Source organism: Curtobacterium sp. MCPF17_050 (genome assembly GCF_003224435.2).
In the GTDB taxonomy this organism is placed as follows: domain Bacteria; phylum Actinomycetota; class Actinomycetes; order Actinomycetales; family Microbacteriaceae; genus Curtobacterium.
Genome location: NZ_CP126250.1, coordinates 674,263 through 700,884, shown reverse-complemented (window position 1 = coordinate 700,884; position 26,622 = coordinate 674,263). Strand labels below are relative to the sequence as shown.

Annotated in this window: 26 protein-coding genes, 1 tRNA gene and 1 pseudogene; 6 read left to right on the top strand and 22 right to left on the bottom strand. The window is 70.1% G+C overall.

Annotated elements, in window-relative coordinates; all coding sequences use genetic code 11:
* The first annotated feature begins 104 nt into the window (after positions 1-104).
* Entirely contained in the window at positions 105-452 is a 348-nt protein-coding gene (locus tag DEJ34_RS03350) for a hypothetical protein (protein WP_146236927.1), read from the top strand.
* Between the two features lie 158 nt (positions 453-610).
* Here the strand turns inward: DEJ34_RS03350 and DEJ34_RS03345 are convergent, their stop codons facing one another.
* From DEJ34_RS03345 to DEJ34_RS03310, 8 genes are all read right to left on the bottom strand, one after another.
* Complete coding sequence (locus DEJ34_RS03345; protein ID WP_110911445.1) at positions 611-985, bottom strand: VOC family protein; 375 nt, start codon at positions 983-985, stop codon at positions 611-613.
* Between the two features lie 98 nt (positions 986-1,083).
* A complete protein-coding gene (locus DEJ34_RS03340) occupies positions 1,084-1,779 on the bottom strand; it encodes a helix-turn-helix transcriptional regulator (protein WP_110911446.1) in 696 nt (231 codons plus the stop codon).
* 192 nt (positions 1,780-1,971) lie between these two features.
* Entirely contained in the window at positions 1,972-2,757 is a 786-nt protein-coding gene (locus DEJ34_RS03335; protein ID WP_110911447.1) for an ABC transporter ATP-binding protein, read from the bottom strand.
* Positions 2,754-3,566 carry an ATP-binding cassette domain-containing protein gene (locus DEJ34_RS03330; RefSeq protein WP_110890393.1) on the bottom strand — a complete coding sequence of 271 codons (813 nt, stop codon included), beginning with the start codon at positions 3,564-3,566 and terminating at the stop codon, positions 2,754-2,756. The genes DEJ34_RS03335 and DEJ34_RS03330 overlap by 4 nt, the downstream gene beginning before the upstream one ends.
* Complete coding sequence (locus DEJ34_RS03325) at positions 3,563-4,498, bottom strand: ABC transporter permease (RefSeq protein ID WP_110901374.1); 936 nt, start codon at positions 4,496-4,498, stop codon at positions 3,563-3,565. The genes DEJ34_RS03330 and DEJ34_RS03325 overlap by 4 nt, the downstream gene beginning before the upstream one ends.
* Positions 4,495-5,457, bottom strand: coding sequence for an ABC transporter permease (locus DEJ34_RS03320; protein WP_110823564.1), 963 nt, complete (start codon positions 5,455-5,457; stop codon positions 4,495-4,497). Before DEJ34_RS03320 ends, DEJ34_RS03325 begins: the two co-directional genes overlap by 4 nt.
* A gap of 33 nt (positions 5,458-5,490) precedes the next feature.
* Complete coding sequence (locus DEJ34_RS03315) at positions 5,491-6,993, bottom strand: ABC transporter substrate-binding protein (RefSeq protein WP_258368331.1); 1,503 nt, start codon at positions 6,991-6,993, stop codon at positions 5,491-5,493.
* Positions 6,994-7,063: 70 nt separating this feature from the next.
* On the bottom strand, positions 7,064-7,804 hold the full coding sequence (locus tag DEJ34_RS03310; RefSeq protein WP_110911448.1) for a DUF1684 domain-containing protein: 741 nt from the start codon (positions 7,802-7,804) through the stop codon (positions 7,064-7,066).
* Between the two features lie 170 nt (positions 7,805-7,974).
* On the opposite strand from DEJ34_RS03310, the gene DEJ34_RS03305 reads away from it, so the two are divergent.
* A complete protein-coding gene (locus DEJ34_RS03305; protein WP_110890397.1) occupies positions 7,975-9,102 on the top strand; it encodes a GntR family transcriptional regulator in 1,128 nt (375 codons plus the stop codon).
* Here DEJ34_RS03305 and DEJ34_RS03300 read toward each other — a convergent pair.
* The 5 genes from DEJ34_RS03300 to DEJ34_RS03280 all read right to left on the bottom strand — a co-directional run bounded on the left by DEJ34_RS03300 (position 9,056) and on the right by DEJ34_RS03280 (position 14,650).
* Positions 9,056-10,111 (bottom strand): glycoside hydrolase family 76 protein, encoded by a 1,056-nt coding sequence (locus DEJ34_RS03300; protein WP_110901372.1) that lies wholly within the window; start codon positions 10,109-10,111, stop codon positions 9,056-9,058. The genes DEJ34_RS03305 and DEJ34_RS03300 overlap by 47 nt on opposite strands.
* A complete protein-coding gene (locus DEJ34_RS03295; RefSeq protein WP_110890399.1) occupies positions 10,108-11,364 on the bottom strand; it encodes an ABC transporter substrate-binding protein in 1,257 nt (418 codons plus the stop codon). Before DEJ34_RS03295 ends, DEJ34_RS03300 begins: the two co-directional genes overlap by 4 nt.
* 66 nt (positions 11,365-11,430) lie before the next feature.
* Positions 11,431-12,369, bottom strand: coding sequence for a carbohydrate ABC transporter permease (locus DEJ34_RS03290; protein WP_110901371.1), 939 nt, complete (start codon positions 12,367-12,369; stop codon positions 11,431-11,433).
* Positions 12,366-13,349 (bottom strand): carbohydrate ABC transporter permease, encoded by a 984-nt coding sequence (locus DEJ34_RS03285; RefSeq protein ID WP_110901370.1) that lies wholly within the window; start codon positions 13,347-13,349, stop codon positions 12,366-12,368. Before DEJ34_RS03285 ends, DEJ34_RS03290 begins: the two co-directional genes overlap by 4 nt.
* The gene (locus tag DEJ34_RS03280) at positions 13,346-14,650 is read right to left on the bottom strand and encodes a glycoside hydrolase family 125 protein (protein ID WP_110901369.1); all 1,305 of its coding nucleotides are present in this window, start codon (positions 14,648-14,650) and stop codon (positions 13,346-13,348) included. The genes DEJ34_RS03285 and DEJ34_RS03280 overlap by 4 nt, the downstream gene beginning before the upstream one ends.
* Before the next feature lie 140 nt (positions 14,651-14,790).
* On the opposite strand from DEJ34_RS03280, the gene DEJ34_RS03275 reads away from it, so the two are divergent.
* Positions 14,791-16,329 (top strand): glycoside hydrolase family 76 protein, encoded by a 1,539-nt coding sequence (locus tag DEJ34_RS03275; RefSeq protein ID WP_110901368.1) that lies wholly within the window; start codon positions 14,791-14,793, stop codon positions 16,327-16,329.
* 182 nt (positions 16,330-16,511) lie between these two features.
* On the opposite strand, the gene DEJ34_RS03270 is transcribed toward DEJ34_RS03275, so the two are convergent.
* From DEJ34_RS03270 to DEJ34_RS03255, 4 genes are all read right to left on the bottom strand, one after another.
* Positions 16,512-17,171 (bottom strand): TetR/AcrR family transcriptional regulator, encoded by a 660-nt coding sequence (locus DEJ34_RS03270; protein WP_146234144.1) that lies wholly within the window; start codon positions 17,169-17,171, stop codon positions 16,512-16,514.
* A gap of 26 nt (positions 17,172-17,197) precedes the next feature.
* Positions 17,198-17,668 carry a MarR family winged helix-turn-helix transcriptional regulator gene (locus tag DEJ34_RS03265; protein WP_146234143.1) on the bottom strand — a complete coding sequence of 157 codons (471 nt, stop codon included), beginning with the start codon at positions 17,666-17,668 and terminating at the stop codon, positions 17,198-17,200.
* Positions 17,669-17,672: 4 nt separating this feature from the next.
* Positions 17,673-19,382 (bottom strand): MDR family MFS transporter, encoded by a 1,710-nt coding sequence (locus tag DEJ34_RS03260; protein ID WP_375232104.1) that lies wholly within the window; start codon positions 19,380-19,382, stop codon positions 17,673-17,675.
* 719 nt (positions 19,383-20,101) lie between these two features.
* Entirely contained in the window at positions 20,102-20,620 is a 519-nt protein-coding gene (locus tag DEJ34_RS03255) for a hypothetical protein (protein WP_146236928.1), read from the bottom strand.
* Between the two features lie 457 nt (positions 20,621-21,077).
* Here DEJ34_RS03255 and DEJ34_RS03250 point away from each other — a divergent pair, with 457 nt between their 5' ends.
* Together DEJ34_RS03250 and DEJ34_RS03245 are read left to right on the top strand one after the other, a co-directional pair.
* Entirely contained in the window at positions 21,078-21,476 is a 399-nt protein-coding gene (locus DEJ34_RS03250; protein ID WP_110901363.1) for a hypothetical protein, read from the top strand.
* A gap of 1 nt (position 21,477) precedes the next feature.
* Positions 21,478-21,849, top strand: coding sequence for a hypothetical protein (locus tag DEJ34_RS03245; RefSeq protein ID WP_110901362.1), 372 nt, complete (start codon positions 21,478-21,480; stop codon positions 21,847-21,849).
* A gap of 252 nt (positions 21,850-22,101) precedes the next feature.
* Here the strand turns inward: DEJ34_RS03245 and DEJ34_RS03240 are convergent, their stop codons facing one another.
* The 3 genes and pseudogenes from DEJ34_RS03240 to DEJ34_RS03235 all read right to left on the bottom strand — a co-directional run bounded on the left by DEJ34_RS03240 (position 22,102) and on the right by DEJ34_RS03235 (position 23,361).
* Positions 22,102-22,686 carry a PhzF family phenazine biosynthesis protein gene (locus DEJ34_RS03240; protein WP_181420662.1) on the bottom strand — a complete coding sequence of 195 codons (585 nt, stop codon included), beginning with the start codon at positions 22,684-22,686 and terminating at the stop codon, positions 22,102-22,104.
* Positions 22,687-22,759: 73 nt separating this feature from the next.
* Positions 22,760-22,912: pseudogene (locus DEJ34_RS15725) on the bottom strand (PhzF family phenazine biosynthesis protein); the annotation flags it as partial.
* 377 nt (positions 22,913-23,289) lie between these two features.
* Positions 23,290-23,361, bottom strand: a tRNA-Gln gene (locus tag DEJ34_RS03235).
* Between the two features lie 79 nt (positions 23,362-23,440).
* On the opposite strand from DEJ34_RS03235, the gene DEJ34_RS03230 reads away from it, so the two are divergent.
* Complete coding sequence (locus DEJ34_RS03230) at positions 23,441-23,935, top strand: MarR family winged helix-turn-helix transcriptional regulator (protein WP_110890410.1); 495 nt, start codon at positions 23,441-23,443, stop codon at positions 23,933-23,935.
* A 30-nt stretch (positions 23,936-23,965) separates the two neighbouring features.
* Here DEJ34_RS03230 and DEJ34_RS03225 read toward each other — a convergent pair whose 3' ends face one another.
* Both DEJ34_RS03225 and DEJ34_RS03220 read right to left on the bottom strand, forming a co-directional pair.
* Positions 23,966-25,834: an ABC-F family ATP-binding cassette domain-containing protein gene (locus DEJ34_RS03225; protein ID WP_110901360.1), complete on the bottom strand. Its 1,869-nt coding sequence runs from the start codon at positions 25,832-25,834 to the stop codon at positions 23,966-23,968.
* Between the two features lie 285 nt (positions 25,835-26,119).
* On the bottom strand, positions 26,120-26,518 hold the full coding sequence (locus DEJ34_RS03220; RefSeq protein WP_110890413.1) for a PLD nuclease N-terminal domain-containing protein: 399 nt from the start codon (positions 26,516-26,518) through the stop codon (positions 26,120-26,122).
* Positions 26,519-26,622 lie beyond the last annotated feature (104 nt).

The following is a 26,622-nucleotide window of genomic DNA, read 5'->3' as shown; positions in this document are numbered from 1 at the left end:
GCGCGAGCACGAGCACGACAGGTGACCGCGGCGGAACGCGGTCGGTCCGTCCCGGTCAACGTCGGGCCTGGTTCCGCTTCGGTGCCGGGATCGCTGCGATCCTGGTGATCGTCGGCGTGGTCTTCGTGGGCCCGGCTGTCGTCCAGTCCTACGACGCCGACCACAAGACGACGATCACCTGCCAGGTGACGTCAGCGGAAGGCGAGATGCAGTCGACGTCCTCTCGCGGGATCGGCGGGCCGATCGCCCAGGTCGTCATCTCGACCCGCGACTGTGGGCGCCTGCTCCTGCGAGACGGTGTGACCCGGGCCAACAACGAGGAGATCGCAGCTCGGCTGGCACCACCCGGTGACTACCGGATCGAGGTCGGGACCGCCTCCTGGAACATCCGGGGCATCCTGCACGCGATCCGGCGGGACCCCTCGGCCTTCGGGTTCGCTCCGGTCCCCTGACCCGACCGGGTCGGTGAGCGCGGTCGGCGGTGTGACGGTCGGGAGGCGCGGTACCGGCCCTGAACTGGTCCCCTACCCCGCGCCTCCCGACCGCAGGTGGCGGCTGGGCGCCGGGTCGACGCCGTCAGCTGCCGTCGGTCGCCAGCGCGGCGGGCTGCCTAGTCGGTGGTCGGACTGCTGAACAGGTTGACGACGTTGCCGTCGGGATCACGGACCAGTGCGGAGCGGTTGCCCCAGGGCATCGTGGTCGGTTCGAGGACGACGTCCTCGCCTGTGAGCCCGAGCTCGGCGAAAGCGCCGTCGACGTCAGCGACTTCGAACTCGATGAACACCGATCGGTTCGTCGCAGGAGTGAGAGCGCCGCCGAGCACGGCGACGGTCGCGGTGCTCGCGATCGCGAGGCTCGCGCCGGGGCCGACGAACTGCGCGAAGACCGGGGCGGGGCGCTCGGCCTGCTGGCCGGTGACCCGCTCGTAGAACGCGACGAGACCGTCGAGGTCGTCGGTGACGATGCGGATGGATGCGAACGACATGGGGCTCCTTCAGAGGCGCTGGTGAGGTTGGAGCATCAGCATCACGGGTCGTCGCGACACCGTCCTGTCGGTGTTCCGCGGAAGACGTCGGCTGCCGATCAGTCGTCGACGACCGAGCGGAGTCGTCCGTACTGGATCGCGAGGTCCTCAGCGCGGAGCGCCCGCGTCGGGGGCCGCTCGTCGGTGACGCGGACCGAGAGCATGCGGTCTCCACGGAACGCCCGCACGCCGTCGCGCAGCCGGCACCAGGCGATCAGGTACCACTGCCCGTCCTTCTCGATCGACCCCAACGGTTCGACGTCACGCACGGACTCCGCACCGCCGGCGTCCTGGTAGCGCAGCTGCACGACGCGATCCGCACGGAGCGCCTCGGCGAACTCGGTCGGCACGACCGCGTCGTCCTCGCTCTCCAGGAAGTGCACCCGGGATGCGAAGGCGGTGGCACGTGCGGCGTCCCGGTCCGGCATGACCGCGAGCATCTTCCGGGCGGCGGTCTGTGCGGCCTGCCGGAACGGGCTGTGGCGGAGCGAGCCGAGCCCGATCAGCACCGCGAGGGCTTCGTCCAGCGTGAACCCCGCCGGGCCGAGCGTCGCTGACGCGTCGATGACGTACCCACCGGTCCGGCCGGGCTCCGCCCAGATCGGCAGGCCCGACTGCTGCAACGCAGCGAGGTCCCGCTCGATCGTCCGCACGGACACCTCGAAGCGTTCTGCGAGACGACGCGCGCTCCGCGGACGCGGCGACACGGCCCGCAGTTCTTCCACGAGGCCGTAGAGACGATCGGTCCGGTTCACCGACCCATCATCCGACACATCGCATCTGCCGCGCGTCGCACGACCACACCGTTCTGGTGAGCAGGTCTCCTCACGACTGGACGCACGGCGGCCGGGCGCTGCACGTCGCCCGCGGCGGCAGCGCGGAGTCGGGAGATCGCCGATCACTGCCCGACACGTCGGCGGTGCTCGTCGACGCCCGGGCACACTGCCTCAGCGCGGCAGCCGCGGCACCGCGTCGAGCAGCGCCCGCGTGTAGTCCGACCGCGGCGACGCCAGGACCGCACCCGTGTCGCCCTGCTCCTCGACCCGACCGCCGCGGAGGACCACGGTCGCCGCGCAGAGGCGTGCGACCACCGCGAGGTCGTGCGAGACGAGCACGATCGTCATGCCGTGCTCCTCGGCGAGCCGCTCGAACAGCTCGAGGACGGCGACCCGGGTCGTCAGGTCGAGCGCGCTCACCGGCTCGTCGGCCACCAGCACCCGGGGACCGGACACCACGGCGCGGGCGATCGCGATGCGCTGTCGCTGTCCGCCCGAGAACTCGTGTGGGTACCGCCGACCGGCATCGGCGCCGAGCCCGACGTCCCGCAGCGCGGCGGCGACACGGTCGGACGCCTCCGACCCGGACGCCACCCCGAGGGACCGCAGCGGCTCCCCCACGATGCGGTCGATGCGTTGGCGGGGGTCGAGCGACGAGTACGGGTCCTGGAACACCGGCTGCACGGCGGTCCGGAACCGGCGGAGTGCGGCCCGGTCGCCGAGGTCGAGGGGCGCGCCGTCGAACGACACGGTGCCGCTGTCCGGCGCCGCCAGGCCGAGGAGCATCCGGAGCACGGTGGTCTTGCCCGCCCCGGACTCCCCCACGATGCCGAGGTGCTCGCCGGGCTGCACGGCGAACGAGACGCCGTCGAGCGCCAGGCCCGTGCCCCCCGTGCGGCGCGTGCCACGGCCGGGGTACCGGAACGTCACGTCCGACAGCTCGAGCAGCGCGGTCATCGCGGACCTCCGCGTCGGCCGTCGTCGAGCGCGTCCTGCAGCGTCCGGGCACTGCCGACGAGCCGCTGCGTGTACGGGTGGGTGGGTGCGGCGATGACGTCCCGGACGGGACCCTGCTCGACGGCACGACCGTGTTCGAGCACGAGCACCCGGTCCACGGTCCGTGCGACCACCGGCAGGTCGTGGCTGATGAACAGCAGCCCCATCCCCCGCTCGGTCACGGCGCGGTCGAGGAGGTCGAGCACCTGCGCCTGCACCGTGACGTCGAGCGCCGTGGTCGGCTCGTCCGCGATGAGGACCCGCGGCCGGCACGCGAGTGCCATCGCGATGGCGACGCGCTGCCGCTGACCGCCGGACAGCTCCCACGGGAACGACCCGGCGACGCGCTCCGGATCGGCGAGGGCGACGTCGGCGATCGCCTCGCGCACCGCGGCGCGCAGGGCCTCCCCGCGGAGTCCGCGGTGCCGCCGGAGCGGCTCGGCGATCTGGTCGCCGGCGCGCATGAGCGGGTCGAGGGCGGTCATCGGCTCCTGGAAGACGGGGGCGACGACCGAACCGCGGACGTCGCGCAGGCTGCGCTCGCGTGCGCCGATCACCTCGACGTCGCCGACGCGGACCGATCCGGTGGCGGTCAGCCCCGTCGGCAGCAACCCCATGACCGCGAGCGCGGTGAGCGACTTGCCGCTGCCGGACTCACCGACGATGCCGAGGCGGTCGCCGACGTCCACGGAGAACGAGACGCCGTCGACGAGCGGGGTGCCGTCAGCGGTGGTGATGCGGAGGTCGGTGACCTCGATGGCGGACGTCATGCGGGCCTCCCGTCCGGGTCGTCGGTGGCGGACGCGACCGGTCCGATGGCGGTGCCGACGCCGTCACCGGCGACCGGCGCACCGGCCGGGAGGCCCGGGGCGGCACCGCGCGCCGCGCGCCGTCCGCGACGGGTCGGGTCCGCGACGTCACGGAGCCCGTCCGCCAGCAGGTTCGCACCGATGACGAGGACGACGAGCGCGAGGCCCGGCGCGAGGACACCGGCGGGTGCCTCGAACGCGGTCTGTTGAGCGTCCTGGAGCATCCGCCCCCAGGACGCGTTCGGCGGCGGCGCACCGAGGCCCAGGTACGACAGGCTCGCCTCGGCGAGGACCGCGAGCCCGAACTGCAGCGCGAGGTTGACCGCGAGGGTCGGCCAGATGTTCGGGAGCACGTGCTGGGTGACGATCCGCGGCCAGGTCGTGCCGGAGGTCCGCGCCGCGGTGACGTAGTCCTGGCGGAGCACCCGTCGGGCCAGGATCCGGACGAGCCGGGCGACGACGGCGGCCATGACGAGGCCGATGGCGACGATCGCGGTCCCGAGCGACGCACCGCGCGCAGCGACGAGCAGCATCGCGACGAGCAGCGTCGGGAAGGCGATCACGATGTCGAGCACGGCGGAGAGCGTGTCGTCGAGCCAGGGCCGGGCGAAGGCCGCGGCCAGCCCGATGGCGGTGCCGAGGACACCACCGACCAGGACGGCGCCGATGCCGGTCGCGAGCGCGATGCGGGCGCCGATGAGCAGCTGCGTCGCGAGGTCGCGGCCGAGCGTGTCGGTGCCGAGCCAGTGCGCGGCACCCGGCGGCGTGAGTCGGCCGCCGGAGGTGTCGTAGAGCGAGTAGGGCAGCCAGACGAGCGAGACGACCGCGGCGACGACGACCACGCCGACGAGCACGATGCCCGTGGTCAGGGACACCGACCGGCGCGCGCTCATCGGTTCCCCGAGACGCTCGTGCGCAGACGCGGGTCGACGATGCGCTGCACCACGTCGGCGACGAAGCCGATGACGAGCACCGCGACGGTGGAGACGAGCAGGACGCCCTGGATGCTCGGGTAGTCGTGCTGCTCGATGCCGGTGATGAGCATGCTGCCGAGTCCGGGCAGGGCGAAGACGCTCTCGACGACGACCGCGCCGAGGAAGGTCGACGCGAGCTCGATGCCGAGCACCGCGATCACCGGGACGACCGCCGACCGGACGCCGTGCCGGAGGAACGCCGACGCCGTCGACGCCCCGAGCGCCCGGGCGGTGCGGATGTGGTCAGCGCCGAGGACGTCGAGCACCGCGCTCCGCACGTAGCGCGCGATCGAGGCCGTCATCACGACCGCGACGGTGATGATCGGCAGCGCGAGCGACTCCAGCGCGTCGCCCGGGTACGTCCAGTCGTCACGCGGGAAGCCGCTCGACGGCAGCAGACCCCACTGCAGCGACACCACCTGCACGAGCAGGATGCCGATCCAGAACACCGGGACCGCGATGCCGAGCTGCGTCACCCCGGAGAGCAGCACGCCGTACCAGCGGTCGGCACGGGCAGCGGCGACGAACCCGACGACGCAGGCCACGACGACGGCGATGCCGAACGCGATGAGGGTGAGCGGCACGGTGACGACCAGGCGCTGGGCGAGGTCGGGTAGCACCGGGAGCCCGCTCGTGAACGACGTGCCGAGGTCGAGGTGCAGCATCTGGCCGATCCACTGCACGAACTGCTGCGCCAGCGGGAGGTCGGAGCCGACCTCCCGCCGGGCCGCCGCGATCTGGTCCGGCGTCGCGTTCGCGGCGAGGAGCGCGTTGGCCGGGTCGCCGGGCAGGATCCGCAGGAGCGCGAACACCACCACCAGGGCGACCGCGAGCGAGAGCACGAGGATGCCGAGGCGGCGGAGGACGTACGCGGTCATGCGGGGGTGCGGATCCTGCCTGGTCGGTCGGTACTAGGAGACGGTGATGTCGGAGACGGGGAACTGCGAGTTCAGCCCGTTCTTCCAGTATCCCGTGACGTCCTTGTCCGACACGACGATCTGCGGGTACAGGTACAGCCACGCGCTCGCGGCGTCCCGCACGATCTGCTCGTTCGCCTTCCGGAGCAGGTCCGTCTGCTGGTCCTCGGACGGAGCCTGCTCGGCGTCCGTGATGTCCTTCTGGACCGCCTTGTTGTCGTACCCGAAGTAGAAGTCCGGGTTGCCGTAGAAGACGACGTCGCGGTCGTTGACGTGCTCCTGCAGCGTCGCCTCGAAGTCGTGCTGCTGGTACACCTTCGTGTACCACTCGTCGGCGCTGATCGTGTTGATGTCGACGGTCACGCCGACCTTCTTCAGCGCGCTCTGCAGGTACTGCGCGACGGCCGGGTGCGGGTCGTACGACGGGGTGTCGAGCGTGAAGGAGAACCCGTCGGCGTGGCCGGCCTCGGCGAGCAGGTCCTTCGCCTTGGCGGGGTCGTACGCGTTGACTCTCGTCAGGTCCTCGTACCAGGGGTCGGTCGGCGGGACCATCGAGCCGTTGACGGTGCCGTAGTCGCCCCAGATCGCCTTCAGCAGGGCCTTCCGGTCGATGGCCGCCGAGATCGCCTGGCGGAGCTTCACGTCGGTGAAGGGGCCCTCCGCGTCGTTGAACGCCAGGAGTTCCTTGGTCGTGGAGTCGCCCTCGCTGACCGTGTACTTCGACTCGTCCGCGGTGAACCGGGACAGGGCGTCGGGTGACTGGATGCTCGTGATGACGTCGACCTGACCGCTCGCGAGTGCGTTCGACAGCGTGGAGGCGCTGGTGAAGTAGTCGAACTCGACCCCGCCGTTCGCGGGCTTCTCACCCCAGTAGTCGGCGAAGGGCTCGAGCGTGATCGACGAGCCGCGCTTCCAGGTGTCGAGCGTGTACGGCCCGGTGCCGTCCTCCTCGGTCTTGAGCTTCGTCTCCCCCGCGGGGACGATCCAGACGTAGGACAGGTTGTAGACGAACGAGATCGACCGCTGCGACAGGTGCACCACGACGGTCTCGTCGTCGGGGGTCTCGATCGACTCCACGACGGCCAGGCTCGACTTGCGGGAGGACTGTGAGTCCTCGGCGGTGACGCGCTCGATGGAGCTCTTCACGTCGGCGCTGGTGAGCTCCGCGCCGCTGTGGAACTGGACGCCCGTCCGGAGCGTGAACGTGTAGGTGAGCCCGTCGGAGGACGTGTCGTACGACTTCGCGAGCAGCGGCGTCACCTTGCCGTCGTCCCCGAGGCGGAACAGCCCCTCGTAGACGTTGTCCTGGAACGCCTCGTTGACGCCCTGGCCGCCGCCGTCGACGTTCGACAGGTTGGTCGGCTCGTACAGCGAGCCGATCGCCACGGTGGCGTTCCCGCCCGACGACGATCCGCCGCCCCCGGAGGACGAGCAGCCGGCGAGGGCGAGGCTGAGGGCGATGCCGGACGCGGCGAGCGCGACGATTCGGGTCTTCACGGGACTCCTGGTGCTTCGGGGGGTGTGTGGAGGCAGGGTGTGGCTGTGCGGCCGACGGCCGCGTGACGCGTCAGGCGCGGTGCGCGACGTGGCGCTCGCCCGCGTGGACGGGCACGTGCAGACGGTTCTGGAAGGGCGGGAGCGGGCAGTTGTACTGGTCGCTGAACCCGCACGGTGGCACGAACGCCTGGTTGAAGTCGAGGACGACGTCCGACTCCTCGCCGGTCGAGGACCCCTCCGGCCGCTCGACGAACAGGAAGCGGCCGGTGCCGTAGGTGCGCTCGGACTCGTCGGTGCTGCGGTTCGTCGGGTCGCCGAACACGAGCAGCAGGGTCCCGTCGTCGTCGAAGGCGCTGAGCGTGTACTCGCGGTCGCCGATCGTCGCCGTGATGTCCCCGGGGACGACGAGGTCGCGCGTGGCACCGGCGGCGTCGCGGAGGTGCTCGTACGGGATCGTCCGGCCGGGCTCGGCGGGCGTGAAGTGCGCGGTGATCCGCCACGACGGGTCGTACGGGAACACCGGGGTGTCGATGTAGGACCGGATCGCCGGGGACTCGGCGTCCCACAGGCGGTAGCCGTGCTGCGGCTCGCCGGTGTCCAGGTCGATCCGACGCACACGGGTCGCGGTGACCGTCGCCGGCTGGTCGGCGAGCGCCGCCTCGAGGTCGGGCTCCTGGCCGATCGGGAGCCACTCGGTGCGGATCAGCGCCAGGTCGCCCTGCGCGCCGGTGACCCGCTCGCGGCGGGCTGCGCGCCAGGCGTCCCAGGAGGCGGGGGCGTCGTGCGTCGTGTCGGGGTCGGTGATGCTCATCGGGGACGAGAATCGCAGAGTGGCGTTCGGTATTCCCATGCGGTCGTCACACGGGGCAACACTGCGCGTCGTCGCCTCGACGGAACGGGGAGGACGGGGACCACGCGTCCCAGTACCGCCCCGACCGCTCGGTGCTTAGAATATACGGATTGGGACGACAAGGGAGCGGAATGCTGTACCAGTCGACGTTCGAGGACCTCCGGTCGCGCATCCGCTCCGGCGAGTTCGCGGTCGGACAGCGCCTACCGTCCGAGGCCGAGCTGCTCGCGCACTACGCCGTCAGTGCGATCACACTCCGTCGAGCGCTCGACATGCTCCGGCAGGAGGGGTACGTCGCGCGGCGGCCGCGGGTCGGCACGACCGTGGTCAGCGCCGACCCTGCCGCTCGGATCCGTCCCACGGACCAGGTCGACATCGGAGTGGTGATCACCAACTTCGACGACACCTTCGGGACCCGGGTGCTCGAGGGCATGCTGGACGAGGCCGGGACCGAGACGGACGTCGTCGTCAAGCGGACCCACGGAGACCACGACGCGGAGGACGCCGCCATCCGTGCACTCGCGACGCGGGTCCAGGGGCTGGTGGTGCTGCCGAGCAGCTCCGAGTTCATCCCACCGGGGGTGCTCGAACTGCTGCCGGCCGGGTTCCCGGTGGTGATCCTCGACCGTCGGTACGAGGGCATCCCGGTCTCCGACATCTCCACTGACAACATCGGTGCCGGCGCTGCGGCGACCGAGCACTTGTTCGGTCTCGGCCACCGTCGGGTCGCGCTCGTCACGTCGGACAGCCGCGTGACGTCGAACGACGACCGGAGGCGGGGCTGGGTCGGGGCACACGCTCGCAACGACAAGGCCCTCGACGACCGGCTGGCCTTCCACGACGTCGAGTCGACGCTGCCCGGCGCCACCGACCGCCCGGAGGACGACGTCGCGAGACTGGTGGCCTTCATCGAGGCGCATCCCGAGGCGACGGCGTTCGTGGCCGGGGAGTACAACATCGCCCTGCTCCTCCGTGACGCACTCGAGCAGCTGGGCAAGCACGTGCCGGACGACGTGTCGATCGTGTGCTTCGACCACCCGGACGCGACGTTCGACCGTCACTTGTTCCGGTTCACGCACATGGCCCAGGACCAGCCCGGAGTGGGCCGACAGGCGGTCGCGCAGGTGCTGCGACAGGCACGAGGCGAGAGTGGTTCCCGGAAGATCCTCGTGCCTGCGCAGCTGGTGGCGGGCGCCTCGACCGCGCCGCCGCCTACGGGTCGAGCCGGGCGCGCAACTCGGTCGCCATCGCGGCACTGAGCTGCGTCGAGTACGGCACCGTCCCGACGGGGAGCTCGGTCCAGTCGTTCGCGGCCGGCCGGTCGAGCTCCTCCGGGAACGCCCCCCAGAGCGCGTCGGTGCTGGCACGGACGAACGCCGTCAGGGCGACGCGGTCGGCGTCCCCGTCCGGCAGCCGCTCCAGGAGGAGCCCGAGGTACCGGTAGTAGACGCCCTTGAACAACCCTTCGTCACCACCGTCGCCCTCCTGACGGAAGACGACCCCGTCGGAGAGCTCCGCGACGGCCGTCCGGGCGGTCCGGACCGCGACGGCGAGCAGGTCGTCGTCCGGACGGCGGTCCGCCAGCTCGACGGCGGCGCCGAGGTAGAGGCCCTGGTTGTACGTGAACCGCCACTGTGTGTCCACCCGCCCGTCACCCTCGCGGTTGACGCCGTCCTCGACGAACCCGTCGGAGACGTCGACCAGGTGCTCCGTCAGCCAGTCGAACGCCGTGTCGGCGTACCGGACGAACCGGTCGTCCCCGGTGGTCCGGTGCAGTCGCGCGCCGAGGATCACGAGCGGACCGTTGGCCGGCGTGTTCTTGTACGCGAGCTGCTGCTTGCGCCAGGCCAGGCTCGTGCCTCCGGCGTCGTTCCAACCGTGTTCGACCACGTGGTCGAACAGGGCGACTGCGTCGTCGAGGTACTGCCGTTCCCCTGTCGCGTCGTGGAGTCGCAGGGTCGCGAGCGCGAACCAGAGCATGTCGTCGAAGTAGTCGTTGAACAGCGACCCGCCGTTGCGCTCCACGATGTTCCGGTGCACGGAGCGCGCCTGCTCGAGCCGCGCCGGGTCGCCGGTGCGCTCGTACGCGTCGAGCCGCACGTCGATGAGGTGCGCCAGCCACCAGTAGTTGAACGTGCTGTCGTCGGCGTCCTCGACGGGCCAGGCGTTGTGCAGGAACTGCGGCCACGGCGCTCCGTAGAGCCGCTCGATGCTGTCCTGGATGCGGTCGGCGCGGTCGGCCCAGAGGCCGGTCAGGGTGTCGGTCACTTGCGGTTCTCCTGGAGGATGCGGTCGCCCTGCTTCGCTGCCTGCGCGAGCGCCTGCTCCGCGGTCAGCTGGCCGGACATGAACTTCTCGAGCGCCGGGGTGAGGGCCTTGCCCTCGACGTCGCTGTAGCCGGGGACGTCCGGCCGGACGGAGGCGTAGTCGAGCGTCTTCACGAAACCGGCGTACCGCGGGTCGTCGGTGAAGAAGGGGTCGTTCGCAGAGGAACGGTTCGCCGGGATCCACCCGGAGACTTTCGCGAAGTCGACGCCGTTCTCGGCCTTGGTCGCCCACCACTTCTCGAACGCCCAGGCGCCGTCGGCCTGCTGCGCCCCGGTCGGGATGACGAGGCCGAACCCGCCCATCACGGCGCCCTTCTCCCCGCTCGGCCCGGCGACCGGCTCGGTGACCCCCCACTTGAGTCCGTCGGCCTCGTCGAGGTTCGGGACGTCCCACGGTCCGTCGTACTTCATCGCTGCCTGGCCAGCCGCGAACACGTCGTTGCTGTCGCCGAAGCCGTTCGTGTACACACCGTCGTCCATCAGGCTCTTCCAGAAGTCGAGCACCTCGATCCCCTGGGGGCTGTCGAAGGCCGTCTTCGTGCCGTCCTTCGTCAGGAGCTGCCCGCCGGCCTGCTGGAGCCACATCGAGAACAGGCCCGGGTCGTTGAGCATGAAGCCGGACTGCTGCAGCTTGCCGCCCTTCCTCTCGGTCAGCTTCTGCGCGTCGCTCTTGAGTTCGTCCCAGGTCGTGGGCGGCTCCAGTCCGGCCTCCGCGAACAGGTCTTCGTTGTAGACGAGCGACCGGTTGTCGACCAGCAGCGGCAGGCCGTAGAGCTTGCCGTCGTGGCGCATCTCCGACAGCGCCTGCGGGTAGAACTCGTCCGTGTCCACGCTGTCGTCGGCGACCCGGTCGTCGATGGCCTGCAGCGCTCCCTTCGGCGCGTAGAGCGAGGTCTGGTAGCGGTCCCAGAGCACGAGGTCGGGGACCTTGCCGCCCGCGATCGCGGTGAGGAGTTTCTGCTCGACGAGTTCCTGCGGGACGTACTTGACCGTGTACTTGCTCTGCGCCTTGTTGAAGGCGCTGGTCATGGTGTCGATCTGGTCGACCTGGTCGCCCGACCAGGAGCCCCACATGGTGACCTCCTGTCGGCCGTCGGCGCCGGTGGCGCCGGACGACCCGGAGGAACAGCCCGTGAGGACGAGTGCGGCTGCGGCGAGCGCTGCGGCCGCGCTGAGGAGACGACGTGACGTCATTGTCGTGTGCTTTCTGGTGCGTGGGGTACCGGACGGATCCGGCGTCCCCGGGGTTGGCGGGAGGACTTACTTGTTGCCGGCGTGCGCGATGCCCTCGATGATCCAGCGCTGCGCGAAGATGAACACGACCAGCACCGGGAGCATCGTGATGATCGTCCCGGCCATGAGCGGGCCGTAGTTCGTCGTGTAGTTGTTCACGAACCCCGCGAGTCCGACCTGGACGGTCATCATCTTCGGGTCGTTGAGGACGATCAGCGGCCAGAGGAAGTTGTTCCAGCCGGCCTGGAAGCTGAGCAGGCCGAGGACGGCGAGCCCGGCCTTCGTCAGCGGGAAGTAGATGAGCGCGAAGATGCGGAACTCACCCGCACCGTCGATGCGCGCTGCTTCCCCGAGCTCGTCGGGCAGCGACTCGAAGAACTGCTTCATGAAGAACACCGCGAACGCACCGGCGGCGCCGGGGACGATGACCGCCCAGTAGGTGTTGATGAGCCCGAGGCCGCCGTTGCCGCTGAGGTCGTTCCCACCGAGCAGGGGGAAGTGCCGGAGGATGAGGAACGTCGGGATCATCGTGACGATGCTGGGCACCATGAGCGAGGACAGGAACGTGAAGAACACCGCCTGGCGTCCGGCGAACCGCAGCTTCGCGAGGGCGTACCCGGCGAGGGAGCCGAAGAACAGGTTCGCGACGGCTCCCCCGACGCCGAGGACGAGCGAGTTGACGAAGTAGCGGCCGTACGGGACGGTCGTCACCGCCTGCACGTAGTTGTCGATGGTGGGGCGCTGTGGGATCAGCGACAGCGAGTGCGCGAGGATCTCGCCGGCCGGCTTGAGCGAGGTCGCGAGCGTCCAGATGAGCGGTGCGACCGTGACGACGCTGACCAGGCAGACCCCGACCCACCAGGCGATCGTCTTCGTCCGCTTGACGGCCGCAGCACGGCGTCGCTGCTGGTGACGGTCCCGCTCGCTGACGGTGCCGGACGGGGGAAGGGTGGCTGTGGCGGTCATCGTTCGGTGTCCCGGTTCGTGAGGCGGGCGTTGACGAGGGAGAACGCGAGGATGATCACGAACAGGATGAACGACAGCGCGGACGCGTAGCCCATCTGCAGCGACCCGAACCCGCGGTCGTAGATGTAGTAGACGATCGTCACGGTCGAGTTCCCGGGTCCGCCCTTGGTCAGCACGTACGCCTGGTCGAAGACCTGGAAGGCGTTGATGATGAGCAGGGTGGAGACGAGGAACGTGGTGCGGCGGATGCCCGGCAGGACGACGTACCGGAAGACCTGCCACGCGTTCGCGCCGTCGAGCCGGGCGGCTTCGCGGAGGTCCGGTGAGACGCCCTGCAGACCGCCGAGGACGATCATCATGTTCCCGCCGAAGCCCGCCCAGACGCTCATCATGACGATCGCGAACATCGCCCAGTGCGAGTCGTACAGCCACGCCGGTCCGTTGATGCCGAACCAGCTCAGGGCCTCGTTGAGGAGACCGTGCTGGGGGTTGAGCACCCAGTACCAGACCGTCGCGGTCGCCACGGTCGACGAGACGACCGGGATGTAGAACAGCGTGCGGAAGACGCGGACCGCCCGGCCACTGCGGTTGAGCAGCAGGGCCGTGGCGATGGCGATGACCAGACCGAGCGGCACGTAGAGCACCGTGTACAAGACGGTGTTCCCCAGTGCCGTCCAGAAGAACGGGTCGGATGCGATGTCGACGTAGTTGTCGAAGCCGGTCCACGTGAGGGGGCCGATGACGGCGTAGTCGCTGAGGCTGACGACGGCCGCGATGACCACGGGCAGCGCCGTGAAGAGCACGAACAACGCTCCCGGCAGCGCGAGGAACAGCCAGGCGGCGCGGGTCTGCTGCTTCCGGGTCGCACTGACGCCGCTCCCCCGTTCCGTCCGCCGTCGCTTCGGCTGCTCGGCGGTGAGGGCGTCGTCCGCTTCGCTCGCGACGACGGCCTGCTCCTCCGGCGTGGTGACGACGCTCATCGTGCACTCCGTTCCGGCTCCGGTACCGGCGTGGCTGCGGTCCGGAGTCCCGCGAGGTCGAGCACGAACTCGCAGAACATCGCGTTGGCCCAGGAGAACCAGGGGCGCGTGTACTCGGTGGGGTCGTCGACGTCGAACGACTCGTGCATGAGCTGCGTGCCCGCGTGGGTCGTACAGAGCTGCCGCAGGAGTCCGGCGCGCTCGTCGGGGTCGGTGGCGGTGAGCCCCTGCACGGCGAGCGCGATCGGCCAGACGTTGCGTCCCGGGGTGTGCGGGCTGCCGATCCCGCTCCCGATCGCGCCGCGGAACCAGTACGGGTTCGTCGGCGACAGGACGGCGGCGCGTGTGCGTCGGTAGAGCGGGTCGTCGCGGTCGCACCACCCGAGCATCGGCAAGGCGAGGAGACTCGGCACGTTGGCGTCGTCCATGAGCAGGACGTTCCCGGTGCCGTCGACCTCGTAGGCCAGGACCACGCCGTGGTCCGGGTGGTCGACGATGCCGGAGGAACGGATGGCCGCGTCGATCTCGTCGGCGAGTGCAGTCGCCCGACGAGCCAGCTCGTCGTCGGCGAAGACGGCGCTGGCGAGCACGGCGACGTGCCGGAGCTCCGCGACGGCGAACGCGTTGCCCGGGATGTTGTAGCCGAGCGTCGTGGCGTCGTCGCTCGGTCGGAACGCGCTCCAGGTCAGTCCGGTGCGGACGGTCACCGGTCCACGGCCGTCGCGGACGAGGGTGTCGCTCGGCAGCAACGGGTCGGGCCGTTCGAACCGGTAGGGCGAAGCGGTCTCGTGGTCCTGTTCGACCGTCCACAGGTCGATGGCCGTGGTGGCGACCTCGGCGAACCGCGCGAGGTGGTCGGTCCGCCCGGTGCGCTCCCAGAGGTCGTACGCGAGTCGGATCGGGTAGCAGAGCGAGTCGATCTCGTACTTGCGCTCCCACACCCACGGGTCCATGGCGGTGACGTCGTCGGCGTGCCCTGCGCCGTCAGGCGCACGGTTGAAGGCGTTGGCGTAGGGGTCGACGAGGACGTACTCGAGCTGCCGGCGAGAGACCGAGGCCACGGTGTCCGCCAGCGCCGCGTCCTCGCCGACGAAGTGCAGGTAGGGCGTGAGTTGGGCGGTCGAGTCGCGCAGCCACATCGCCGGGATGTCGCCGGTGACCATGAAGGTCGTCCCGTCCGACATCGTCGTCATCGTCGTCGACAGGGTGTTCGCGAAACAGTTCGCGAACAGTGCGCCGACCTCGGGCCCCATCCGGTCTTCGACCTGTCGGGCGACCCGGCCCACCAGGTCTGCATGCATCTGAGCCACGTTGCTCCCTTGACTTCCGCTGGTACTGCCTCAACTATATTCATCAGCCCGATCCACGCAAGAAGTAGTTCAAGTATACTTTTTGCGCCTGCGCAGGGCAGGGCGGATCAGCTCGGATCGAAGGAGATCCCATGCAGCACAGACTCGTCGGCCTGCTCGTCGCCGGCGCCGTGGCCACGACGGCGCTCACCGGCGTCGGCCTCGCGACCGACCCTGGTCGGGCCTCCGCCCTGACCACCGACCAGGCGACCGCCGCCTACGACGCCTTCATCGCCACCTACTGGGATCCGGACACGGAGTACTTCACGACGTACAGCGACCGGCAGGTCCACCAGGAGCACGCCGTCGGGCCGCAGGGAGGGCTCTACACCGACTACTGGTGGGAGGCCCAGAACTGGGAGGCGGTGATGGACCGGTACGCACGCACCCACGACGCGGCGAGCCGCCGGATGATCGACGACGTCTTCGACGGGTGGCGGACCGCGTACCCGGACTTCCGGCAGAACGACTGGAACGACGACATGGGCTGGTGGGCGCGCGGTGCCGTCCGCGCGTACGAACTCACCGGGGAGCAGCGGTTCCTCGACGAGGCCGAGGCTATCTTCGGGTACATCGCGCAGTACGAGGACACCACCTACGGGGGCGGCATCTGGTGGAAGAACGTCGACGTGGGCGACGGGAGCAGGAACGAGAAGAACGTCGCGACGAACGGCACCGCCGTCCAGACCGCGCTCCGGCTCTACGCTGCCACCGGGGACACCACCTACCGCGACACCGCAGAGCGCATCTTCACCTGGCTGCAGGGCCAGTTCGACCGCAACGGACACATCCGTGACCACGTGAGCGGGACCGGGCAGTTCACCGACTACGACTGGACGTACAACCAGGGCCAGTACGCCGGCGCAGCCCTGCAGATGTACCTGCTCACGCACGACCAGCAGTACCTGACCACCGCCACACGGGCGGTCGACTGGGCGATCGCGAACCTCACGGTCGCGGGCACCTTCGTGAACGAGGGTTCGAGCGACACCCAGGGGTTCAAGGCGATCCTGACCCGGGACATCCGGGACCTCATCGACGATGCCGGGCAGACGCAGTACGAGTCCGTGCTCACCGCGAACGCTTCACAGGCCGCCGCACACGTCTCCCCCGAGGGCATCGGCGGCCCGGACTGGACCGCGCCGACGCCGTCGATCGGCACGACGCCGCAGCAGTCCCTCGCGGCCTCGGCCACCGTCGCAGTGCTGCAGCAGGCCGTCCCGGACGGCTCGACCTCGGTGGTGCAGGGCGACGGCGTGTACCAGGCGGAGAACATCGACCACCCGGGCATCCCGACCGAGGCGTCGAACGCCGGGTACACGGGGCGGGGGTACCTCGCCGGATGGAACGCGGTGGGCACGACGGCGACCGCGCACGTGAACGTCACCTCCGCAGGGAGCCACACGCTCACCTTCCGGTACGCCGCGGCTGCCGGCACCGCGACCAGGACGGTCAGCATCGGAGGCGGGACGCCCGTCGTCGCGACCTTCCCCGCGACCGGGTCGTGGTCCACCTGGGCGACGGTCACCGTGCCCGTGCAACTCGGCGCTGGGTCGAACGCGGTGGCTGTCTCCTGTGCCTCGAGCAGCGGCGACTACCTGAACCTCGACCGGGTGACCGTCTCGCTCTGACCGAGCGGCGCCTCGGGGCGACGACGACGCCGGGACCGGCGAGAGGCCCCCACTCGTCAGGGTGGGGGCCTCTCGCATCGGCGACCCGACCGGGATCCGCACCCGCATCACCGCCGTGGGGAGGCAGCGTCCCGGGCGGTCGGCTGGAGTTCCACAGGCTCAGCCCGCGGCGCCTCCCGGCGTCAGGACGTCCGGCCCCGAGGTCCGCCGGTGACGACCTCGGCGGTCGAACGGATCGCGTCGGCGATCGGGCGGACCCCGTGCGCCAACTCGACGCTGTCGAGTTCGCCGCGGGCGAGCATGGTCCGCACCACCGAGACACACATCGCGACGAGCACCGGCGCGACGACGGCGCTGCTCTCCGCGGTCGACCCGCGGCGGAGGAGGAGGTCGGTGACGGACACGGCTGCGGTCCGCACCGACGCCTTCCAGAACGGCCGGAACTCGTCGAGGAGCTCCGGGAACCGGACGAACACCTCGCGACGCAGGTCCGTGTTCGTGCTGTCGACCTGACGGCCGAGGACGGCGACGACGATGGCCACCACGGCGTCGACGACGTCGGCGGGGAGCTGGTCCAACTCGTCCGCGGTCAGCGCACGCGCTGTCCCTGGGATCACCCCGGCGATCGCCGCTTCCTTGTTCGGGAAGTAGTTGAAGAACGACCGTGGCGAGATGTCGGCCTCACGCGCGATGGCGTCGATCGTCAGACCGTCGATGCCGGCGTCGAGGCTCCCGACACGCGCTGCCAGGATGATCCGACGGCGCGTCTCCTCCCGCTTGCGTTCACGCAGTCCGACCGGCGCCGGGGCCGGTTCGCCGTCCAGCGCAGCGGTCTCCCCCACCGTTCCGTCTCCTTCACCGCGGGGGGTCACGACAGCGCAGCGAGCAGTCGTGCGAGGTCCTCGAGATCCGTGCGCGGCCAGGTCACGAGCCGCTCGCGGAAGGCTGAGCGGGCACTGGCCCGGATGCGCTGGACCCGCTCGACGGCGTCGGGCGTGGCGCGGACGACGACCGCACGGCGATCGACCGCGTGCCGTTCCCGCGTGACGAGCCCGAGCGCCTCGAGCGCGCTGAGTTGACGACTGAGGGCGGTCTTGTCGTACCCGAGCGCCTCCGCGAGTTCGCCCGCTCCGGTGCTGCCGTTGATCACGACCTCGAGGAGGACCCGGTAGCCGGCCGGCTGCAGCTCCATCTGAGCGGCCTGCTCGCGCATCGTGCGCCGGGTCGAGCCGGCCAACGCCAGGAACTGCCGTTCGACGCCGGCGATCGCGCGTTCGGTCGCATCGAGGGCCGAGTCCTCGGCGGACGTCCGCAGGGGGTCCGTGGCCGCGTCGGTCATCACATCAGTGTCGGGCACGCCGCTCGCCGCCGTCCTGGGAGTCCGCCGACTGAATCGTCGGGTTGGACCCGGTGACGGTGCCGACGCCGGCGAAGTCCTCGGCAGCACCGGCGACCGGTCCAGCGTCGGTCGAGCGCTCGGCGACGGTCTTCGTGGTGAGCGGCACGTTCGGCATGAAGGCGATCGCCAGGACGAGCAGGACCGCGATCGGGGCGGCGATGAGGAAGATCTCGGCGACGCCCTGGCCGTACGCCGACTCGATGATCTGACGTACGCCCTTCGGGAGCGAGCTGACGGCGGGGATGCTGCCGGACGACAGCTCCTTCGCGACGGCGGCGCCCTTCTCGCCGAGCGCGGCGATCGCCCTCGTCAGGGCGTCCTGCTTGTCGCTGATGGCGTCCGCCACGCGGGTCCCGAGGACCGTTCCGAGGACCGAGACGCCGATCGCGCCGCCCAGGGAGCGGAAGAACGCGACGCCGGAGGAGGCAGCGCCGATGTTCCTCGGTTCGGTCGTGTTCTGCACCACCAGGACGAGGTTCTGCATGACGAGTCCGACGCCGCTCCCCATGACGAACATGTAGACCGCGACGACGACGTACTGCGTGTCGTACGCGATGGTCCCCATGAGACCGAGTCCGACGACGAGGGCGACCGAACCGATGAGCATGATCGGCTTCCACTTGCCTGTCCTGGTCACCAGGGCACCACCGACGGTCGAGGCGATGAGCAGACCGGCGATCATCGGGATCGTCAGCAAGCCGGACTGCGTCGGGGTGGCACCACGGGCGAGCTGCATGTACTGCGCCAGGTAGACGGTGGCGCCGAACATCGCGATGCCGACGGCGATGGAACCGATGACCGCCATCGTGAACGTGCGGCTCCGGAAGAGCGTCATCGGGATGATCGGCTCCTCCGCGCGGAGCTCGATGAAGACGGTGGCCGCGAGCAGGACGGCCGCACCGATGACCATCACGAACGAGGTGGGCGAGACCCAGTCGAAGTTCTTGCCGGCGAGGGTGACCCAGATGAGCAGGAGCGAGACGCCGCCGGCGATGGTCGCGATGCCGAGGTAGTCGATGGAGACCTTGCGCTCCGGCAGGGTCCGGAGCTTCAGGGTGACCTGCAGCAGGATGATCGCCGCGACCGCGAAGGGCACGCCGACGAAGAAGTTCCAGCGCCACCCGAGCGTGTCGGTCAGCAGTCCGCCGAACAGCGGGCCGCCGACGGTGCCGACGGCCATCACCGCGCCGAAGTAGCCGCCGTAGCGGCCGCGCTCACGCGGGCTGATGATGTCGGCCAGGATGATCTGGCTGAGGGCGGTGAGACCACCGGCACCGAGACCCTGCACGACTCGGAACGTGATGAGCGTGCCGGGGTTCTCCGAGAACCCCGCGAGCGCAGAGCCGAGGACGAAGATCACGAGCGAGAGCTGGATGAGCAGCTTGCGGTTGAAGAGGTCGGCGAGCTTGCCCCAGACCGGCGTCGAGACGGTCGTGGCGAGGAGCGTCGAGGTGACGACCCACGTGTAGGCGCTCTCGCCGCCGCCGAGGTCACCGATGATCTTCGGCAGGGACGTGCTGACGACGGTCGACGCGAGGATCGCGACGAACATGCCGAGCAGGAGCCCGGAGAGCGCTTCGAGGACCTGTCGGTGGGACATGGCCGCCGGTTCGGTCGGGTGCAGCTGTGCTGCTGCGGCATCGGGACGGGACATCGTGACTCCAGGACGAGGGATGCCACACTGCACCCGAATGATTGACGACGGTCAACTATGTCCGTTTGGTTGCTGTTTGTCAACCAATGCCCACTGGCGGGGCACACCTACCGGGCGTCCCGATGAGTGGGGAGCTGGACGTCCTCATCGACGGCGCGAGGTGACCGTCCATCGGATGCTCGTCGTTCGACGGGCCGAGGGTGCGAGTGCACTGCGCCGGCCCAGCACCTCGAGTTCCGCGAGGTGCGCGTCGGGACGAAGACCCTCGAGCGCGGCGATCCGCTCGGCGACGGGTCGCTGCAGCCAGACCTGGCCCGGTGACCGTCCTCGCGGAGACGGTCGATCACCGGGTGGCTCCTTTCCGCTGCCTCGCGGCTAGCCGGGGCTACCTGCTGCTGAGCCGAGCCGGTCAGGAGCTGTCGTCATCTCCCCGACTCCCCGCCGAGCGCCTGTCGTACAGTCCCGGTCGGAACTGGCCAGCTGAGTTGACCGGGCACGGGTACACGATCAGCAGCGGCTCCGATCTGCGCCCGAGCAAGGTCGTAGTCGCCGATGCGCATGTCGACGACGGTAGTTGTGGCAGCTAGGCCCGACGCTTGCTCTGCACGCTGAACCACCTGATCTGCAGTCAGCGGCGCAGGCACGTGTCCTTCGAGCGATTCGAGGACGCGCTCTCGCGGGAAGCCGTGGAGTGACTCAACCTTGGGCCCGCGGTTGCGTCACCCCGCGGTCGCGTCACCTTGACGACGAACCATGTCCTCGTAGTCACCCTCGGCGCACTCTGACTCCGCCGTCAACGCGTACCCACGAGGGTCGGCGGTGAAGTCGACGGAAGTCGTCGGACCGCCGGCGCCACGGATCCCCACGATCGGGTCCGTACCGCCGCTCTGGTACCGCTCAGTGGTCACACCCCGCTGCTTCCACAGCTGTTCGATGGCGTCGACGTCAGCGTGCGGGTCGTCCCCGGCCTGACGATCGACGATGACGACCCACGAGACGCCGTCGTCACCGTCGCCCGTCGTGCACGGGCTGAGACCCGGACCTCCCCGGGGCTTCCAGTCTCCGCCGAGCGCCGTCGTCGAGCGGTCGACGAAGGTGGTGACGGACTGCTCCGCCTCATCGGGCGTGACCGAGGTCGCGCTCGTCTCGTTCGGTTGCACCGGTGTTCCTCCACAACTGGTCAGAAGGAGCGCCGTGGCTGCGAGGACCGCGCTCACGGCGAGGGTCTTGGAGATCATCGTTTCCTCGTCTGCACGTGTCACAGAGTGGGCTGCCGGTGGGCGTCCTGCTCATCGAACCACGTCGGCTCTGCTGAGCGCGCGGCGGTCATCCGCGCCGAAGGTCGTCGCACCGAACGCCGGATCGGTCGGGTCCTGGTGGTGGTCCTCGCTGTGATCCCGGCCGATGTGTGCCCATTGTTCGCCTTGGTCACGCTCGACACAGGGACGTCACGAGCTTGCCCGGAGTACACGTGGGTCGCGTGGATGGTCCACGCCGACGAGATGTCGTCCGGGACACCCGCGGATGCGAGCCTGGTGAAGGTGTCGACGTGCACGCCCGCTTCGGTCAGGGCGATGGACGCAGTGTCCGGCGTCGGCCACCGCGACGGTCAGGACTTCACGAGCCCACAGTGGGACCAGATCGTAGACTGGTCGGAAGCAACCGTGTGTTGCACCGCGGGCCCGGAGTTCTGAAGTGGAACCGACCTACTACCTCTCATCGATGGAAGACGACCGATTCGATTCCGCCTTCCGGTGCGAGCTGGAGTCGAGGGTCCAAGTCCCCAACGGCCACCACGCTCTCGTCGTCAGTTGTGACCCGCCAGCGCTCGGCCAGGACCTCGGCTTTCCCCAGGGAGTCGCTCGACTCCTCCTGTGGAGCCGTTTCGAGGGGGACGACTTGTGGGCCTTCCCGACCTTCCCGCAGTTCGTGCAGATCTGTCTCCCCGACGTCGTCATCCCGACGACTCGCATGCCGACCAGCATCGCGTGGGGCGAGCTCTACGCAACCAAGGCGGACGCGGAGGTGCAGTCGATGACCAAGCGCCCGCACACGCCGACCCCCTACGTCGATGGCGTGGATCCGGACTTCTGAGATGCGAGACGTCTTCTTCCTCTCGTCCATGGACAGCAAGCGGTTCTCGTCCGTCTTCCGGTGCGAGGTGGAACGACCGATCGTGCTCCCGAACGGTCACCACGCACTGATGGTCAGCTGCGATCCGCCGGTGAACGGTCAGGAACTCGGCCACCCGCTCGGCATCGGGGAGTTGTTGCTCTGGAGTCGGTTCGAGGACGACGACCTGTGGTCGTTCCCCGCCTTCCCGCACTTCGTGCAGATCTGTCTGCCCGACGTGGACCTGCGTGTCGACGCCATGCCCGCGAGCATCGCCTGGGGCGAGATCTACGAGACCGAGGCAGACGCGCGCGCCCATGAGATGAGCGCTCGCCCGCATCCCTCGGCGGAGTGACCGAGTTGCTCGGCGAGCGCCGTTCGCCACGAGGCAGCAGGAGACGATCCGTGTCGAGCAGGATCGACGCGACGGACGTTCGTTCCCACCGCGTCCGTGGAGAACCGGACGCGGTGAACGCCCGTTGCATCAGGTTCGTGGGCGGTCGCCCACCTGAGCCGGCCGACGCCGGCTTCAGGATCGCATCCGCCCGCCGCAGCTCCCGGAGCGTGCACGGGTACTTCCTCGATGCTCCGCTCGGCTGATCGGCGGTCACGCGAACCGGACGGCTCCGGACACCCGACATGTGCGCGGCTGGTGGTGAGACTGTCCGCCGGCTTCGACGGTGATCAGTGAGGGCCGACCCATAGCGACGCCCTGCCGCACCTGCAGGACTCCGCGCGGCAGTTCACCGCTCGCCGCCAGGGCGAAGAAGAGTGCGGCGGCTGCGATGCCGGTGGCGGGGTCCTCCAGGTATCCAGATGCCCGCGGGAACTGCCGCGCTTCCACTTGCCCCTCCGTGATGACCGCGTAGGGATACAAGCCCGTCGACCCCATCTCGGTGCATGCGCGTTCGACGGCGGCTGCGTGCGGTCGAAGTCCGCGCAGTACCGCGGTGTTGCGTAACGGTAGGAGCGTCTTCGTCCGCGGCGCAGCAGCATTCGACGACGTTCCGACGAGGTCGTCCGGAGTGAGGCCCAGCGCGGCGAGCGCCGGGCTCGGATCGACCGGGTCGATCTGCTGCAGAGACTGCTGGAACCACCCACCGTCCGTGGTCGCTCCCGCCCGGACCAAGCCAGCAGCGGTTGCGAAAACGTATCCGTCGTCGGGTTGGGCATGGCCACGGCGGTTCAGCAACCATGCGGTTCCGCATGGTGGCATGGCCGCACATGCTCATCTCGTGGTTCGGTACCCAGTAGCGCAGCCGTCCGACGGCCGGTGTGTCCGAAGACGACAGGAACGCGGACTCCAGCCCCGTCTCCTCCGCGAGCTCCTGCATCTGCTGGTCGGTGAACGTGTCCGCCTCCAGCACCACCGGGACCCGGTTCCCGCCGGCCTCTCCCTCGGTGAAGACGGTGAGCATCTCGTGCCGGACAGCCATGTGTCGTTCCTAACAGCTCCGCTCGTCGAGCGTCTCGCGAGAGACGTCGGTGGCGTCGGTACTCGCTGGTTGTGACCTTCCCGAGCCCGCGCTGTCGACGCACAGCCGCATGTGCTCGCCGGTGCCCAGCCGCTCAGCGCTGACACGCAGCGCCCCGAGACGATGCCCCTGCCCCGGATCCGGGTACGGGACAGCTTGCGTCCGTGAAGGAGGCTGTCGGCGTCGTTCACGGACCCCGGCCAGCGCTCCTCCCCGCCTCGGCGCTGTGCTGAAGGTGCGACAGGAGGTCCGCGCACGTCCAAGACGCTCCGGAAGGAACACACCCAACCGTCTCCGTTGATGGGCCGATCGGTCCTGAGCTCCGCCTCCAGGATTCGAACCCGGACCTAACGGCACCAAAGGCCGTCGTGCTGCCATTACACCAAGGCGGAACGCCCCCGGAGGAGCCCGACCATCTTCCCATGTGCCCGACACTGGTCGTGCGCCGCCGATCCACGCCATGATGGACGGATGCCGCCAGAGGACGAGGTCGACCGGATCGTCGCGGCGTGGGGGCGGGAGCGCCCGGACCTGGACTTCGCGCCGCTCGACGTGCTGTCGCGGGTGGATCGGCTCGCCCGGCACCTGGACCGCGCCCGACGTCAGGCGTTCGAGGCGGGCGGGACGGAGCCGTGGGAGTTCGACGTCCTGTCGGCGCTCCGGCGCGCGGGTGACCCGTACGAGTTGAGTCCCAAGGCGCTGCTCCAGCAGACCCTGGTGACGAGCGGCACGATGACGAACCGGGTGGACCGCCTCGCCGCCCGCGGGCTCGTCGCCCGCCGGACGGATCCCCGTGACGGTCGCGGTGTCCTGGTGACGCTCACCGACGCCGGTCGCGCTGCCGTCGACGCGGCCATCGCCGACCTGCTGCAAGCCGAGCGGGACATCCTCGCCGGTCTGTCCGCGGGTGAGCAGGACCAGCTCGCGGGCCTGCTGCGGCGCCTCATCCTCGGCCTCGGGGACTGACGCCGACCGGCACTGCCGTTCGAGCCCGGGCTAGACCCCGAGCTGCTCCGCCACCTCGAGCCACCGCTCCTCCAGCTGCTCCACCTCGGCATCGAGGTCGGCGAGCCGCCCCTGCAGCTTCCCGAGCCCCTCGTAGTCGGACTGGTCGTGCGTCGCGAACGAGTCGAGCAGCTTCTTCCGGTCGTCCCCGAGCTTGGCGATCCGACGGTCGAGGGCCGACATCTCCTTCTCGACGGTACGGCGCTCGGAACCGGACAGGGTCGGCGCAGCGGCCGGAGCCGAGCCGGTCCCCGCTGCCGGACGCAGCCCCGAGGCGGCGGCGACCGCGGACGCACCGGCGGTGTCGGGCCTCCCGGCCGAAGCGGCGGCAGCCGCCGACGCCGTCGTACCGCCGCTGCCGGAGGCGCGCAGGCGCATGTACTCGTCGACACCGCCGGGTAGGTGGCGCAGGTGCCCGCCGAGGACGGCGTACTGCTGGTCGGTCACGCGCTCCAGCAGGTACCGGTCGTGGCTGACGACGAGGAGGGTGCCGGGCCAGGTGTCGAGCAGGTCCTCCATCGCGGCGAGCATGTCGGTGTCGAGGTCGTTCGTGGGCTCGTCGAGGATCAGGACGTTCGGCTCGTCGAGCAGGATGAGCATGAGCTGCAGGCGGCGCTTCTGCCCACCGGACAGGTCCTTGACCGGCGTCGACAGCTGCTCGGACGTGAAGCCGAGGCGCTCGAGCAACTGCGACGGCGTCATCTCCTTGCCGTCGGCGACGTAGCTCGTCTTCTTGCGGGCGACGACCTCGCGGACGCGGTCCTCGGCGAACTGCTGCAGGTCGGCGAGCTGCTGGTCGAGCACCGCGATCTGCACGGTCTTGCCCGTCTTCACCCGGCCCGTGGTCGGCTGGAGCTTCCCGGAGACGAGGTTGAGCAACGTCGACTTGCCGGCGCCGTTCGGGCCGAGGATGCCGGTGCGCTCCCCCGGGGCAATGCGCCACTCGACGCCCTCGATGATCATCGTGCCGTCGAACGAGACGCCCGCGTCGATGAGGTCGACGACGTCCTTGCCCAGACGCGCCGTCGCCGTCTGGGACAGGGCGACGGTGTCGCGGATCGGTGGGACGTCGTCGATGAGGGCGTTCGCCGCGTCGATGCGGAACTTCGGCTTGCTCGTCCGCGCCGGGGCACCGCGGCGGAGCCAGGCGAGCTCCTTGCGCGCCAGGTTCTGCCGGCGCTGCTCGCTCGACGCCGCCTGCCGGTCACGTTCGACGCGCTGCAGGATGTACGCCGCGTAGCCGCCCTCGAAGGGCTCGACGACGCCGTCGTGCACCTCCCACGTGTCGGTCGACACCGCGTCGAGGAACCACCGGTCGTGGGTCACGACGACCATCCCGCCCTGGTTCGACGACCAGCGGCGGTTGATGTGCTCGGCGAGCCACTGGATGCCCTCGACGTCCAGGTGGTTCGTCGGCTCGTCGAGGAACAGCACGTCCCAGTCGCCGACCAGCAGGCGCGCCAGGGCCACCCGCCGACGCTGCCCACCGGACAGTTCGTCGACGGTCTCGTCCCACGGGATGTCCGACACCAGGCCGCCGATGACGTCGCGGATCTTCGGGTCGCCCGCCCACTCGTGCTCGGCGAGGTCACCGACGACGACCTGCCCGACCGTCATGCCCTCGGGCAGGACGTCGCGCTGGTCGAGGTACCCGATCGTCACCCCGCGGCGGTGCGTCACCCGGCCGGTGTCCGGCTCGAGCCGCTGCGCGAGGAGGGCGAGCAGCGTCGACTTGCCGTCACCGTTGCGCCCGACGACGCCGATCCGGTCGCCCTCGTCGAGGCCGATGGTCACGCTGTCGAAGACGACACGGGTGGGGAACTCGAGATGCACGTTCTCGGCGCCGAGGAGATGAGCCACCTGACCAGGGTAGGCGGGCGCGGGGGCGGCCCGTGCCGCGGGCGGCGTGGCGACGAGCTGTCGGCCGGGATCGGCGGCGGCCCGGGGGCTCGGGTGCGGAGGTCGGAGGCCGGAGGCCGGGCGGCGCGGCGGCCGGGGGCTCGGGTGCGGAGGCGCGGCGGCCGGGCAGCGCGGCGGGGTCCGGATCCGGCCAGCGGCATCCGGTCCGAACCGCGGACGCCCGTGGTTCGGGCCGGAGATCGTCGTGCGGGTCCGCGCGGCGCCGGACCGTCCTGGAGGCTCGGCTCAGCTCGCGGGGCTCGGGTCGCCCTCGCCGGCGGCTTCCTTCGCCCGCTTCAGGCGCGCCTGGGCCTCCCAGTACTCGATCTCCCGTTCGAGCTCGGCGAGTTCCTGCTCCGTGCCGGAGATCCGCTTGTCCCCGTGTGCGACCTTGGCGGCGCCGAGCGTGGCGTACCCGTCCTCGTGGCGCTTCGGTTCGACGTACCGGCCGTGGTTCCGGGGGCCGGCGCTCCAGTCGTGGCCGATCGCGAACCACACGATGCTGCCGACGAACGGCAACAGGATAACGAGGATGATCCAGGCGACCTTCGGCAGGCCGCGGACCTCGCTGTCGGGGCGCGTGATGATGTCGATCAGGGCGAACACGAGCAGGACGACGCTCACGCCGGACAGCAGGATTCCCATGGTCCGGATACTAGGGAGTCGCGAGGCGGCGGCGCTACGCCCGTGTTCACGGGGCGGTGCAGCAGGCCGACTCCTGCGCGGAACCGACAGATCACCGCGGAAGT